We start from the raw sequence: 13425 nt of genomic DNA, 5'->3' as shown, positions 1-13425 counted from the left end.
TTCCCGGCCTAGTTGGTGCCGATCCGGGCCAGCAGGTCCACGATCCGGCTCTGTACCTCGGTGCTGGTGGACCGCTCGGCGAGGAACAGCACGGTTTCGCCCGAGGCGAGCCGGGGCAGGTCGGCCTGGTCGACGGCGGCGGTGTAGACGACGAGCGGGGTGCGGTCGAGCTGCCCGTTCGCCCGCAGCCAGTCCACGATCCCGGCCCGCCGGCGGTGCACCTGCATCAGGTCCATCACCACGAGGTTCGGCCGGAACTGCCCCGCGAGCGTCACCGCGTCGTTGTCGCTCGCGGCCCGCGCCACCTGCATCCCGCGCCGCTCCAGCGTCGCGGTCAGCGCCAGCGCGATCTCCGCGTGCTCCTCGATGAGCAGCACCCGCGGCGGATGCTGCTCGCTGTCCCGGGGTGCCAGCGCCTTCAGCAGCACGGCGGGATCGGCGCCGTACGCCGCCTCGCGCGTGGCCTGCCCGAGCCCGGCCGTCACCAGCACCGGCACCTCGGCGGCCACGGCGGCCTGGCGCAGCGACTGAAGGGCCGTCCGCGTGATGGGCCCGGTCAGCGGGTCCACGAACAGCGCGGCGGGGAAGGCCGCGATCTGCGCGTCGACCTCCTCACGGGAGTGCACGATGACCGGCCGGTAGCCACGGTCGCTGAGCGCCTGCTGGGTCGTCACGTCCGGCGCGGGCCACACCAGCAGCCGGCGCGGGTTGTCCAGCGGCTCCGGGGGCAGCTCGTCGTCCAGCGGCTGCGGACGCGGGGTGTCGGCCACCTCCACGGCCCCGCCGGGACCGTCCAGCGGCTCCGGACCCTCGGCGGCGTTGGGCTCCGGGGCGCCTATGGCGTACGACCGTCCGGCCCCCTCGGTGCCCGGAACCGGCAGGGACTGGCCGCCGAGCGAGGGCTGCGGCACGGGTGCCTGACCGGCCGCCGCGGGCTGGGCCAGGGACGGCTGGCCGGCGAGCGAGGGGTGCGGGGGCGCCGGTTCGGGCGAGGGGTGCGGCCGGGCCGCCTGGCCCGGCCTCGGCTCCGGGCGGGTGGCCGGGTCGGGGGGTGTGCCCAGCTTGCGCCGCCGGCCCGAACCGCCGGGTGCGTGCGGCGGCGGAGTGGCCGTCGGCTGCTGCACCTGGGCGGCCTGCCGGGCGAACGGCACCCCCTGCCCGAGCGTGCGGACGGAGATCGCCCGGCCCTGCGTGGAGTCCGGGTCGAGCGGCGCGCCGCCCGCGGCCTCGGCGGGCAGCGGCTGCGCGGCCCGCTGCGGCTGACCACCGGCCGTGCCGGCGGGAAGCGGGGTGCCGGGGACCGGCGTTCCGGCCGTCGGCGTACCGGCCGCCGGCGTGGCGGCACCGGGGGCCGGGATGCCGGCACCGGCGGTGTCGGCGGCACCGGGCCACTGCTGGGGGCCGCCGGCCACGGGGCCACCGGCGGGCGGCACGGTTCCGGTGTGGGTGCCTTGCGCGGGGACCTGTGCGGTTCCGGTGTGGGTGCCTTGCGCGGGGACCTGTGCGGTTCCGGTGTGGGTGCCTTGCGCGGGGACCTGTGCGGTTCCGGTGTGGGTGCCTTGCGCGGGGACCTGTGCGGTTCCGGCGTGGGTGCCTTGCGCGGGCACCTGTCCGGTTCCGGTCTCGGCGGGCAACGGCAGCGCACCCGAGTGCGCCACCGGGGTGCCGGCGGGCGGGGTGCCCGGCTGCACGGCGGCCGGGTGCGCGGCGGCCGGGTGCGCGGCGGCCGGGTGCTGCGACGCCTGAGCGGGAGCGGGGTGCGCGGCGGTGCCCTGGGCGGGTACGACCGGAGGCTGCTGGGCCGCGGAGGCGGGAGCGGGGTGCGCGGCGGTCCCTTGGGCGGGCGTGTCCTGGACCGGGACAGGCGTGCCCTGGACCGGGACGGGGATGCCCTGGGCCTGGGCAGGAGTGCCCTGGGCCGGGACCGAGAAGCCCTGGGCCTGGGCAGGTGTGCCCTGGGCGGGCGTGGCCGCGGCCTGGCCCACCTGGGCGGGCGCTGCCTGCGCTGGTGCGGGCTGACCGGCCGTGCCCTGGGCGGGTACGGCGGCTTGGCCGACGGCTGACGGCTGCGGGGTACCGGGACCCGTCGGCACGGTCGCCTCAGCCGTCGTGGGCGCCACGGGGCCCGACGGGACGGGGATGCCCTGCCCGGACGTGCCCTGCGCCGGGACGCCCTGCGCCGGGACCTGCTGAGCGGAGCCCGGCGGTACGGCCGTGCCCTGCGCCGGCACTTGGTTCGCCGGGGACTGCTGACCGGGGACCGGCGGTACGGCCGTGCCCTGCGGGGCCTGGCCGGGAGCGGCCGGCACCGGAGTCGGCTGCGGCGGGGCCTGCCCGAGCGCGGTACCCGGCGTCACCGGCTGGGCGGCCTCGGCCGGCTGGGCCACGGCACGGCGCCGTCGGCCGGTCGGGGCGCTGGTGGGATGAGGCTGCGGCGGAGTGTGGTCGTCGGCCTGGTCGAGCGGTACGGCGTCGTGCCGGCCGTCGTCACCGGGGACGCCCTCGACGGACACCGGCATGTGGGCGGGCACCTGCACCTGGCCGGGCAGCGACCCGGCACCGGCCGGCGAAGCCACGACCTGCGGCCGCCCGTCGACGGCGGTACCGGCACCTGGGGCGACGGGAACGCCTGCACCTGGGGCGACGGGAACGCCTGCACCTGGGGCGACGGGAACGCCTGCACCTGGGGCGACGGGAACGCCTGCACCTGGGGCGACGGGAACGCCTGCACCCGAGGCAACGGGAACGCCCGCGCCTGGGCCCACAGGAATCCCCGCGCCCGGGGCGACGGGAACCCCCGCACCCGGGGCCACAGGGACGCCCGCTTCCGGGACTCCGGGTGCGCTCGCACCCGGGGCCGCCGGCATGGCCGTACCCGGTCCCGCGGCCGGAGCCATGTCGCTCGCCGGAACCGTGCCGGCCTGGGCCGCGGTCTCCGGGGACCGGTCGGCCTCGGCCGGCGGCAGGGCGAAGACCGTGCGTGCGCCGCCCGCTTCCTGCGCCGCGGCCCGCTCCGCCGCGGCGGCCAGCGCCCTCCGGCGCCGTCCGGTCGGCTGAGCGCCCTCGGCGGGAGCCACCGCGCCCTGGGCCGGAGTGGCCGCGCCCTGGGCCGTCGTGCCCTGGGCCGGAACCGTCGGGGCGCCCGCGGCCGGAAGGGCCGCCTGCGCGGCCGGCAGTGCCGGTGCGCCCGGTACCGGCTCGCCACCGGCCGCGGGGAGCGCCGGCGGCAGGGCGGCCTGCGGGGCGCCCGAGTCGCGGCGGGCCCGTCGGCCCGTGGGCACGGGCACGCCCTGCGGCGGCACGGTGCCGCCGAGCCCCGTACCCGAGGCGGCGGCCCCCGCGCCCTGCTCGGCGGCGGTCACCACGGCGCCCTCGGCCACGCCCTCGCCCGCACCGGCGTCTGCGTTGCCGGGGACGTTGTCGGCGGACCGTGCACGGCGCCGGCCGGTCCCGCCGGCCGCGCCCTCCGGGCTCTCGGCGGGGACCGGCGTGTTCTCCTCGGCGGGCGCGCCGGCACGTCGCCGGCGCCGGCCGGTCGGCGTGGGCGCGTCCGCCTCACCGGCGTCACCGGCGCCGGGCACGTCACTTTCCAGGAAGGCGTCCGTGGAGGCCCGCCGGGCCCGCCGCCGGCCGCCCCCGGGACCCTGTCCGGCCGCGCCGGAGTCGTCAGCGTCGGCCTCACCGGCGCCCGGGATCTGCGCACCGACCCCGGCGCCCGGGACCTGCGTACCGGCCCCGGCGCCCGGGATCTGCGTACCGGCCCCAGCGCCCGGGACCTGCGCATCGGCCCCGGCGCCCGGGACCTGCGCGCCGGCCGCGGTGCCCAAGGCCGCCTGCCCGGCCACCGCGCCCGCCCCTCCGCCGAGCGGCACTTCGAGCACGTAGGCGCTGCCGCTCATGCCCGGGACCTCGTGCGTCTGCAGCACACCGCCGTGGGCCCGCACGATCCCGCGCACGATCGGCTCGTGCACCGGGTCTCCCCCGGCGTACGGCCCGCGCACCTCGATCCGCGCGACCTCACCGCGCTGGGCGGCGGCGACCACGACGGTGTTGTCCAGATAACCGCCCGCCGACACGGGCGTGTTGCCGGTGGCGTCGACCCCGGCGACGTCCGCCACGAGATGCGCGAGCGCCACGGCGAGCCGCTGCGGGTCGACCTCGGCCTCGATGGGCGGCGCGTGCACGGCGAACTGCACCCGCCCCGGCCCGATCAGCTCGACGGCCCCGTCCACACCGGCGGCGACGACGGCGTCCAGCATCACCTTGGTACGGGTGATGTCCTCGCCGCCCGCGTCCAGCCGCTGATAGCCGAGGACGTTGTCGATGAGGGTGGTGATCCGCGCGTAGCCGGCCGACAGGTGGTGCAGGACCTGGTTCGCCTCGGGCCACAGCTGCCCGGCGTCGTCCGCCGCCAGCGCGGACAGCTCGTGCCGCAGCTCGTCCAGCGGCCCGCGCAGCGACTGCCCGAGCAGGGTCAGCAGCTGCTCGTGGCGGCCGCCGAGGGCCTCGTACCGGTCCTTCTCCCGCTCGGCGAGCGCGGCGTACCGTTCCTCACCGGCGGCCAGCTCCTCCGTGTGCTTCTCGCGGAGTTCCTCGATCTCGGTGACATGCTGCTGGCGCAGCGCGGTCAGGTCGGAGGCGTGCTCCTCGGAGAGCCGCTCCAGCTCCTCGGCGTGCGCCTTCTCCAGCGCGTCCTTCTCCTCGGCCAGGGCGTCGAAGGGCCGCCGGTCGGTGAAGGTCATCACGGCGCCGACGAGCTGGTCCCCGTCGCGCACCGGCGCGGTGGTCAGATCGACGGACACCTTCTGGTCGCCCTTGGACCACAGCACCTGCCCGCGCACCCGGTGCTTGCGCCCGGAGCGCAGGGTGTCGGCGAGCGGCGACTCCTCGTACGGGAAGGGGGAGCCGTCGGCGCGGGAGTGCAGCACGAGGGTGTGCAGCTCCTTGCCGCCCAGCTCACCGGCCCGGTACCCCAGTATCTGGGCGGCGGCCGGGTTGACGAGCACGATCCGCCCGTCGGTGTCGGTGCCCACGACACCTTCCGCCGCGGCCCGCAGGATCATCTCGGTCTGCCGCTGTGAGCGGGCCAGCTCGGCCTCGGTGTCGACGGTCCCGGACAGGTCCCGGACGACGATCATCAGCAGCTCGTCGCCGGTGTAGCCGTAACCGTCGTACGCCTGCTGCCCGTTCTCCAGGTTCGCGCTGGTGACCTCGACCGGGAACTCGCTGCCGTCGGTCCGCCGGGCGACCATCCGGGTCGGCTTCGTGCGCCCCCGGGGATCCATGTGGTCGGGGCGCCGCATGGAGCCGGGGATCAGCCGGGAGTCGAACTGCGGCAGCAGATCGAGCAGCCCGCGCCCGACGAGCGCGGTACCCGGCGCCTCGAAGGCCTCCAGCGCGATGGTGTTGGCGTTGACGACGGTTCCGTTGGCGTTGACCAGGACCAACGCGTCCGGCAGCGCGTCGAGTATGGCTGCGAGGCGAGCAGCGCCTCGGGATGGCCTGCTGCTCACGAGACGCCTTCCTCCCTGTTACCGCACCTTGCCGACCGCTCGGGCCATCTTGCCAACCGGCCCGCGACGTGTCACGCGAGGGAGTCTAAGGGCACCGGTTGTGCTCGCGGCGCCGGATGAGAGGGAGGTCCCACGAGGAAGTGACGGCGAACGCGTGACCGATGCCCTGGCTTCCCGATACCTTCGCGGGACCTTTACGGAACCGGTGCGTCCGCCACGCTTCTCCGTCGGCTATGCCGGCGGCCCGATCTTGGGCAGCAGCGGCACCATCCGGTCCCACCGTCCGATCTCGCATCCGTCACCGCGGTCGAACGAGGCGTCGACCGGGCGGCCGGCCCAGGTGCCGGTGACCCGGGCGGTGGCGGGGCCGCCGTAGAGCATGGTGCAGAGGGTGTCGGGGGGCACCGGTGCGAAGGGGTCCCGGCCCCAGTGGGCGTGCGCGTCGAGCGCCCGGCAGGCCCCGGCGACGTCGGGGTGGGTTCCGGCACCGGGGTGGCAGTACAGCTCGTACCTCCCGTCCCGCGCGGCGCCTGCGTGCCGGACCACGACGGTGAGGTGATCACCACCCCGGTCCTCGGGCCGGAGGGGCGGCGGTGCGGCGCCGGACGCGGCGGCGGGGGCGGCGGTGAGCGGGGCCAGGGCAGCGGCGGCGGCCAGGGACGCCACGAGGAGGCGCCGCCCGGGGACCGGCAGGACGAAGACCATGCCCTGTCCAACGCCGGACCGGCGCGGACGTTGCGGCGCACCGCGCGGACGTTGCGGCGCACCGCCTGGCGAAGCCCTTTGCCCTGTGACCGGTGAGCCTAGTACCGTGGGGGGCGATTGGTGACGCGGTGCTCGCCTGTGTCATCATCTGCACGCACCATTCGCGCGCTCGCGTGAACGGTTGTGCTGGAGGCGTCGCCTAGTCCGGTCTATGGCGCCGCACTGCTAATGCGGTTTGGGCCTTAAAGCCCATCGAGGGTTCAAATCCCTCCGCCTCCGCCCCGATACCGAAGCCCCGGTCCCCAGGACCGGGGCTTCGGCGTTCCCCGGTTCCTTGCGCGGAGCCGCTTCCCGGCTGCCCGAGCGGATCACTGCCGGTTCCCCAGTCCACGACGTTTTCGCAGGTCACAAGGGGTGCGCGGATCGGATTTCACATGACGGCGGCAGTCATGTAATGTTCTTCCTGTCGCCGCGAGCGGGCCGAAAGGGCCGGGAGCGGGGGCAAAACAAAAGAACAAGCACTCGTAGCTTAACGGATAGAGCATCTGACTACGGATCAGAAGGTTGCAGGTTCGAATCCTGCCGAGTGCACAACAGTTCAGAGGCCCTGTGGAGTGATCCACAGGGCCTCTGGCTTTTGCCTTGACGGCAGGGTTTGACGGCAACCGCCTCCGAGGGCGGTAGCGGGACCGATCAGACGGCCACGAGTACACCGGCCGGGCCGTCGTCAGCGTCCGGCCCGTTGCCGTCACCCCTCAGTGCGTCGCCGACGCGGTCGAAGGCGGAGCGCTGGGAGTCGAGCCGTACGAAGGTGTAGATGTCCATGGTCACGCGGATGGAGCTGTGGCCCAGGACTTCCATGATCATTCGAGCATCGGCGCCCTGTTCGTGGAGCAGGGACGCGCAGGTGTGGCGCAGGTCGTGGAAGCGGACCTTACGGACTCCGGCGCGAGCGCACAGCGTCTCGAAGGACCGGTTCAGGTTGCGCGGCTCGATGGGGGTCCCGTTCTTCGTGGTGAAGACGAGACCCTGCCCCGTCCCCTTCCAGTTGGCACCGGCCGCCTTTCGGTCGGCTATCTGCTGCGCGCGCTGGGCACGGAGCGCGGTCACGCACTCCGCCGGCAGAGCCACGCGGCGGGCCGAGCGCTGAGTCTTCGGTGCGACGATCAGCAGTTCGCCGCCGACTCGCTGTCGGGCCTGCCGGACGGTGGGTCTACGGCTCAGCTCAGGGCCTTACCGACCTCGTAGATCGTGGGCCTGTCCTCGGGCGCCGGACTGAGCATGGCGTCGATCAGTTCGCCCAGCTCGCCATGCACCTTCACAGGCCGGCGCTTGCCGCTCGCGACGGCTTGTCTCTGCTCGGGGCGCGGTGCGTCGTCCGGGTACTCGACGGCCCGCCAGCCCGTGGCGGAAATGAGCAGGGACGCGCCGAGCGCATAGATGTCCGCTTCCTGCGTAGGTTGCGCCTCTCCGGTCGCAAGCACGCTGCGCGCGATCTCCGGCGCCTCGTAGTGGACGAGGCAGCCGCGGAACGGGAAGTCGTACCCCTCGGGGACGCGTCCGCCGCGCGCCAAGGCCAGGTCGATGAGGTGCGTGCGATCCGGGCCGATGATGAAGTGTGCGGGCTGCACGTCGCCGTGGGCCCAGCCCTTGTCATGTAGCTCGGCCAGCGCCTCTACGCAGCCGAGAACCGCGCTGGTATGAGGTTCCGTACGAGAGTCCGGTTCACGACAGGGCTTCCACAGCTCGTACAGGTCGGGCCCTTCGTGCCACGGCTGGAAGTTCCAGGTGCCCAGCTCCCATTCGCCGTACGCGAAGTCATCGAGGCCGAGTCGGTGCAGCACGGCCCCTTCGCGTGCGGGGGCGAGTGCCGTCCAGGGCTGTGCGGGCCAGTCGGCCGTGGCCTCGATCGGGTAACCGACCTTCACGGCGTACTGCCCCCGATGGCTCTCTACCTCCCAGACCATCGAGCCCCGACGATTAACGACCAGGCGCTGAGCCTTGGGCATCAGTGCGTCGAGTACGACGATCGGAAGTTCAGGGGGTGTCCCGGACAACGTCTGTTCTCCTTCCGGGCGGCGCGGCCGACCCCGCATCGAGGCCGGCCGCGTCGCTGGTGTCGTGTCGCTACGCCTGACCGTACGGACGGCCGCAGTCCGCGTCGCACTGCGCGAGGTTCGTGCCGTCCACGGTCCAGAGGTCGTCGAAGACCATGAACCCGGCCGCCTTCATCGCGTGCGCGGACGCGGCGACCTTCTTCGGGTCACGGGGCCCTCCGCCCGGCATGGGGTTGTGGTGGAGGAAGCGGCCGGCGTACCGGTCGCAAAGCGCGGCGTACTCCTTCGTGTGCAGGATGAGCGCGTGCAGACCGAGGTCCACGTCGTCGGACGGGACCATGGGGACGGTCGCGGTCGCGGCGGTGACCAGGAAGGCCACCGCCTGGTCCGCGATCCGCTCGGCCCGTTCGCGGGACTGCCCGTCGTGGACGATCACGAAGTGGGTGAGGCTGTCGAACAGCTCCTCACCAGCCACCGCGCGACCGGTCTTCTGGTCGTTGGCCGTTGCCGTCATGCGAATACTCCTCGAGTGTCGCTGTGCTCTGGCACTTGCGCCCGCACCGGTCGCCGAGGCACGGCCTATGGCGACCGGGGGATGGAAGGCCGACCCCGAACGGGGAAGGGGGGAGCCAGGGAAGGTGGCACCCCGTTCGGGGCGGCCGGTCTACTGGCTGGTGCCGAGGGCCATGCCGATCACCAGGCCACACGATCCGCTGATCACGATGATGAACAGGACCCCCGCATACCGGCCGATGGCGCGCATCACAGGCCGTCCCGGCTGTTGCCGTTCTTGATGGCCAGGCGGGCGCTCAGTTCTTCCCGCGCGGTCGGGGCCACCACGTTGTCCGGCAGGGCATCCCACTCGACGCCGCCGACGGGCCTTATCTGCACCCGGGCGCCGACCTCGCCCATGACGACGCCGATACGTCCACTGGCAGTGTCCTTCGCCAGTTCACCGATGCCTGGTCCGGTCTGCTGGTTGCTCGCCATGCGGACGAGCATCCTGCCGCTCATCAGGACGTCGGAACCTCCGACAAACCCCACTTCGGGACGTCCCGCGTCGGGTAGAACGTCCCTAGTGCCGTCCCCGGCTGTTAGGAGAGATTGGGATGCCGAACGAGAGGTTACGTGCTGCCATGGCGGTCGGCGGCTGGACTTACGCCGCCCTTGCGGACAAGGTCGAAGTCGACCCCAAGTCCGTTGAACGATGGGTCAATCTGGGGCGTACGCCGCGCCGGGCCACGGCCATGCTGGCAGCGGAAATACTAGGAGAAGACGTGCACGCTCTATGGCCCGCGCTCCGGCAGGCACGCCCTGCCCGCGCTGTCAGTCCGGAACTTGTGGCTCTCTACGACCAGCGGGCGGACATCCCCGTGTCCACCTTCGTGGACATGCTGACCCAGGCGCGCGAGCACATCGACGTGCTGGTGTACGCCGCCGTCTTCCTGCACGAGGCGTACCCGCGGCTCAACGACTTGTTGCGAGAGCGAGCGGACGACGGGTGTGCGGTCCGTATCGCGATCGGCGACCCGGACAGTGCGAATGTCCAACAGCGCGGCGTGGAGGAGAGGTTCGGCCACGGGATCGAGTCCCGTTGCCGACTCGCCCTCATGCACTACCGCCCGCTTGCCGGGGTACCTGGCATCGAGGTTCGAACCCATGCCACCACGCTCTACAACTCGATCTATCGTGCGGATGACCAGGCACTGGTCAATGCCCATGTCTGGGGCGTGAACGCTTACGGTGCTCCCGTGTGGCATCTCCGGCGCAGCGGGAAGGGCGGCATGTTCGACACCTACGCCAGCAGCTTCGACGCGGTGTGGGAAACCGCGACGCCGGTACGAGAAGGGTGACCATGGCACGGACCGAGTACTACGACGACCCAGCGGCACCGGAGCCGAACAGCCTGGTGGTCGCCGCGTCCGCCGTGGTCACCGACGACGAAGGGCGCATTCTCCTTCAACGTCGACGGGACAACGATCTGTGGGCGCTGCCAGGTGGCGGCATGGAGATGACCGACTCACTCCCGGGAACGGCCGTCCGCGAGGTGAAGGAAGAAACCGGTCTGGATGTAGAGATCACTGGGCTTGTGGGCACGTACACCGATCCTCGCCACGTCATCGCCTACTCGGACGGTGAGGTGCGCAGGCAGTTCAATGTCTGCTTCACCGCCCGCGTGGTCGGGGGCCGGCTCGCGATCTCGGACGAGTCAACGGAGCTGCGGTTCGTCCAGCCGGAGGAGATCGATCAGTTGCCGATGCACCACACGCAGCGGCTGCGGATCCGTCACTTTCTGGAGCACCGGGAGCGGCCGTATCTCGGCTGACTTCTTTTGTCATCTTATGCTGTGCTGGCGCCGCTGATCGCAACGACGGCATACAGAGGCCGTTGACCAGAACCACCCGGTCCGTGGAGAAGGCCGAGCAGTTGGCCGTGGTACGTCCACCCCAGGCCGTTCACCTGCCCCCGGCAAATCAGCATCTCGTCCACATAGGTGATTTTGATGGGCTAGCCAGCTCACCGAGTGGCAGTCCCACTTCATCACTGGCTAGCTGGTAGATGACGTGCCGAGAGGGCGCCACCTATGAAGGACGGGAGGCACTTAATGGGATATCCGCCGCCGCCACGAAAGAGGAGAACCTGGTTCGGTCGAATTTCCCGCGATCCGCGAGTATCTTTTGGCATTGCTCTGGCGGCACTGGCAACAAGTGTAGGCATGTCAGTAACTACGGGCGTCGTGACCAAGGCAGATGTCAACGAAATCAGACAATGCGCTGCGGTCATCATGCAATCCGATGAAATGGAAAACGTTAGGGCCGATGCGCTGATCGTGACAGGTCATCATTTCGCCGAAACCGACGCTCCGGAACTTTATGCAAAGCTGACAACGGCGCAGGCCGACATTTGAGAGGCTAGGGGCAGTTCCGCTGCAGGTCGTCAGTAAGCACCGCAACGAATTTAGAGATGCGCTGAAGGGTGGGCATCACGGGTCGCCCCTCTGGTAGGGAAAAGTGTGGAACGGCGCTTCCGGCGTTCTCAATCTCAGGCTGATGACCCCAAAGTGGAGCATGAATTCTTACCACTTCTTCACCAGCCTCCATCCTGTGCGATGAGTGCGAAAAATTGAGACGCTCGGCTCCAGGGTCCGGATCTCCAACTCGATCAGGCAAAAAATCGAGCTCGCCGGACTCGTTTCGTCGTATCCATGGAGGTAGGCCATGACGAGTCGGGATCGTCTCGAACTGCGTCGCCTGAAGCTCAACGTGCACCAGCATCTGATGTTTATCGGAGTTTGAGAGTTCAGTCAGAAGATCCAGTTGATGGATGTACGGTCCTGTCCAGCCATCTGGACGTCCGTTGATCCCACGGCAAGGCTGGTATTCGTGCATTCGGTCCCATGCCGCAGCGGCAAATGTGCCGGGCTTCTTGTGTTGTTGACCCGCCGCGGCATGGCATGGGATGAAATACACATTCTTGGGTTTACTGGGAATGCCTTGCGCATGCGCGCAGGCATACTGCCACGCCAGGTGATCCAAGCTACACCGAAGGTTATTGACTATGTCGCCCACTCCGAGGCTCACTTCATCCAGGATGCGCTCATAGTTGGGGACTGAATCAATCCGGACGATGTGGTAGTCGCCTTCCTGAGCCAACTCGGCACGCAGGGATGCCCGGCTGCTTAGGTGCCGCCGAAAACCTTCAATTAAAGTGTTCAATTGTTCGGTCTGCTTCACCGCGTGAGCGAGCTTCGCCCGAGACGACCGGAGATCGACAGTAGTCATGGCTTTCCAATCCAACGATCCGACTCTCCGCGAGTGTGGAGTCGGGGACTGAAACAGACCTCGCTTTTTCGCGCTCACGGCGGAGAGGCAGGCAGAGTGGTGCGGGCCTGCAAGTCTGCTCCTTCCGGCCATCACTCACCCGGACGTGGCGGGCGGTGCCAACCCTCAGAGCTGACGGCAACGACGGCACGCAGAGGCTGTTGATCGCGACCACCAGCGACCAGCCGGGAGGTAGGCGGAGTCGCTATCCAATGGCCCGCCCGATCCTACAGATCGGAAGGTTGCAGGTTCGAATCCTGCCGAGTGCACATAGGTTGAAGGCCCCGGAGAGATCCGGGGCCTTCGGCGTTTCGGGGGCGTGCGGCAGTCGAGTACGGCAACGGCGTCAGTCGCCGCCGCCCATGGCAGCGGAGGGCTTGCCGAGCGCGGTCACACCTCTTTCTCGTCGGCTTCGGCGCAGACCTCCGGCGTCATGGTGATCTCCGAGTGCCGCACGGACGCGGTGCGGCGATCCACTTGGGCGAAGGCCCCCGGCCGGCGGTGCACCGCGCCTGGACCTCATACGGCCGCAGCCGGGCGCGCCTCGCTGACTTCTCGCCAAAACACGGAATATGTGGCATTTGTCGCGAATGCCCCTGTTCGCGATCCCCCTGATCCCAGGGCATCCCCGTTCGCCTGCCGGGATCACCGGGCCGTGGCGCCGGTTGCAAGGAGAAAGCGATGCGTCTAGCCGACCCGACCGACCCGGCAGGCACGCCTGCACGTCGCGGTCCGAGGCCGCAAGGGAGCGGGCCCTGGGCGTGGCTGCGGGTGTGCGTGGCGGGGCTGGCCGTGCTGGCGGGACTGGCCCTGCCGGCCGTCTCCTCACCCCCTGCCTGGGCCGCCCCCTCCCCTCACGCGTACGTCGCCGACAACGGCTCGAACGATGTGTCGGTGATCGACACCGCCACCAACACCGTCGTGGGCGCCGTGCCCGTCGGCAACGGCCCGGCGGCCGTGGCCCTCACTCAGAACGGCCGGCGCGCCTACGTCACCAACCGCGACTCGAGCGACGTGTCGGTGATCGACACCGCCACCGACACCGTCGTGGCCACCATCCCCGTCGGCGCCCGCCCGCTCGGTGTCGCGATCATCCAGAACGGCCGGCGCGCCTACGTCACCAACTTCAGCTCGAACGACGTGTCGGTGATCGACACGACCACGAACACCGTCGTAGGCGGCCCGATCCCCGTCGGCGCCAACCCGGCCGGCATCGCGATCACCCCGGGGAGGGGGTAGCCCCACGAGACCTTGACGGCGGTGTTCGACGGCAACCGTCCCGGACGCCGGCCGGGCGGTGCTGAGTAGCCGTACTCATGCGGCCGCCCT

Annotated in this window: 11 protein-coding genes and 2 tRNA genes; 6 read left to right on the top strand and 7 right to left on the bottom strand. The window is 71.0% G+C overall.

Annotation, left to right across the window (positions count from 1 at the left end):
* Window positions 1-8: 8 nt before the first annotated feature.
* Entirely contained in the window at window positions 9-5513 is a 5505-nt protein-coding gene (locus tag JK361_RS25260; protein ID WP_201822021.1) for a PAS domain-containing protein, read from the bottom strand.
* 231 nt (window positions 5514-5744) lie between these two features.
* Window positions 5745-6218, bottom strand: coding sequence for an SSI family serine proteinase inhibitor (locus JK361_RS25255; protein WP_201822013.1), 474 nt, complete (start codon window positions 6216-6218; stop codon window positions 5745-5747).
* A 188-nt stretch (window positions 6219-6406) separates the two neighbouring features.
* Here JK361_RS25255 and JK361_RS25250 point away from each other — a divergent pair.
* A tRNA-Ser gene (locus tag JK361_RS25250) sits at window positions 6407-6497 on the top strand.
* A gap of 239 nt (window positions 6498-6736) precedes the next feature.
* Window positions 6737-6809 (top strand) — tRNA-Arg (locus JK361_RS25245).
* Window positions 6810-6911: 102 nt separating this feature from the next.
* Here the strand turns inward: JK361_RS25245 and JK361_RS25240 are convergent.
* From JK361_RS25240 to JK361_RS25225, 4 genes are all read right to left on the bottom strand, one after another.
* A complete protein-coding gene (locus JK361_RS25240) occupies window positions 6912-7385 on the bottom strand; it encodes a tyrosine-type recombinase/integrase (protein ID WP_307787323.1) in 474 nt (157 codons plus the stop codon).
* A 53-nt stretch (window positions 7386-7438) separates the two neighbouring features.
* Entirely contained in the window at window positions 7439-8275 is an 837-nt protein-coding gene (locus JK361_RS25235) for a protein kinase domain-containing protein (RefSeq protein WP_201822011.1), read from the bottom strand.
* 70 nt (window positions 8276-8345) lie between these two features.
* Window positions 8346-8789 (bottom strand): glycine-rich domain-containing protein, encoded by a 444-nt coding sequence (locus JK361_RS25230; protein ID WP_201822009.1) that lies wholly within the window; start codon window positions 8787-8789, stop codon window positions 8346-8348.
* 248 nt (window positions 8790-9037) lie between these two features.
* Window positions 9038-9277: a hypothetical protein gene (locus JK361_RS25225; RefSeq protein ID WP_201822339.1), complete on the bottom strand. Its 240-nt coding sequence runs from the start codon at window positions 9275-9277 to the stop codon at window positions 9038-9040.
* 107 nt (window positions 9278-9384) lie between these two features.
* Between JK361_RS25225 and JK361_RS25220 the strand changes: the two genes are divergently transcribed.
* The 3 genes from JK361_RS25220 to JK361_RS25210 all read left to right on the top strand — a co-directional run bounded on the left by JK361_RS25220 (window position 9385) and on the right by JK361_RS25210 (window position 11183).
* On the top strand, window positions 9385-10128 hold the full coding sequence (locus JK361_RS25220; RefSeq protein WP_201822008.1) for a helix-turn-helix domain-containing protein: 744 nt from the start codon (window positions 9385-9387) through the stop codon (window positions 10126-10128).
* Between the two features lie 2 nt (window positions 10129-10130).
* Window positions 10131-10601 (top strand): NUDIX domain-containing protein, encoded by a 471-nt coding sequence (locus JK361_RS25215; protein ID WP_171154822.1) that lies wholly within the window; start codon window positions 10131-10133, stop codon window positions 10599-10601.
* A gap of 411 nt (window positions 10602-11012) precedes the next feature.
* Complete coding sequence (locus JK361_RS25210; RefSeq protein WP_201822007.1) at window positions 11013-11183, top strand: hypothetical protein; 171 nt, start codon at window positions 11013-11015, stop codon at window positions 11181-11183.
* A 4-nt stretch (window positions 11184-11187) separates the two neighbouring features.
* Here the strand turns inward: JK361_RS25210 and JK361_RS25205 are convergent, their stop codons facing one another.
* Window positions 11188-12009, bottom strand: coding sequence for a hypothetical protein (locus JK361_RS25205; RefSeq protein WP_201822005.1), 822 nt, complete (start codon window positions 12007-12009; stop codon window positions 11188-11190).
* A 768-nt stretch (window positions 12010-12777) separates the two neighbouring features.
* On the opposite strand from JK361_RS25205, the gene JK361_RS25200 reads away from it, so the two are divergent.
* Window positions 12778-13335, top strand: a complete 558-nt coding sequence (locus tag JK361_RS25200) for a YncE family protein (RefSeq protein WP_201822003.1) — start codon at window positions 12778-12780, stop codon at window positions 13333-13335.
* The last annotated feature ends 90 nt before the right edge of the window (window positions 13336-13425 follow it).

The sequence above is a fragment of the Streptomyces musisoli genome (assembly GCF_016741855.1).
Lineage (GTDB): Bacteria > Actinomycetota > Actinomycetes > Streptomycetales > Streptomycetaceae > Streptomyces > Streptomyces musisoli.
The sequence above is the reverse complement of the archived record's forward strand: the minus strand, read 5'-3'. Positions and strand labels throughout refer to the sequence as shown.

Coding starts and splice junctions, on each gene's coding strand:
- JK361_RS25255 (WP_201822013.1), bottom strand. CDS start 6,218: ATGGTCTTCGTCCTGCCGGTCCCCGGGCGGCGCCTCCTCGTGGCGTCC.
- JK361_RS25215 (WP_171154822.1), top strand. CDS start 10,131: ATGGCACGGACCGAGTACTACGACGACCCAGCGGCACCGGAGCCGAAC.
- JK361_RS25200 (WP_201822003.1), top strand. CDS start 12,778: ATGCGTCTAGCCGACCCGACCGACCCGGCAGGCACGCCTGCACGTCGC.
- JK361_RS25230 (WP_201822009.1), bottom strand. CDS start 8,789: ATGACGGCAACGGCCAACGACCAGAAGACCGGTCGCGCGGTGGCTGGT.
- JK361_RS25220 (WP_201822008.1), top strand. CDS start 9,385: ATGCCGAACGAGAGGTTACGTGCTGCCATGGCGGTCGGCGGCTGGACT.
- JK361_RS25225 (WP_201822339.1), bottom strand. CDS start 9,277: ATGCTCGTCCGCATGGCGAGCAACCAGCAGACCGGACCAGGCATCGGT.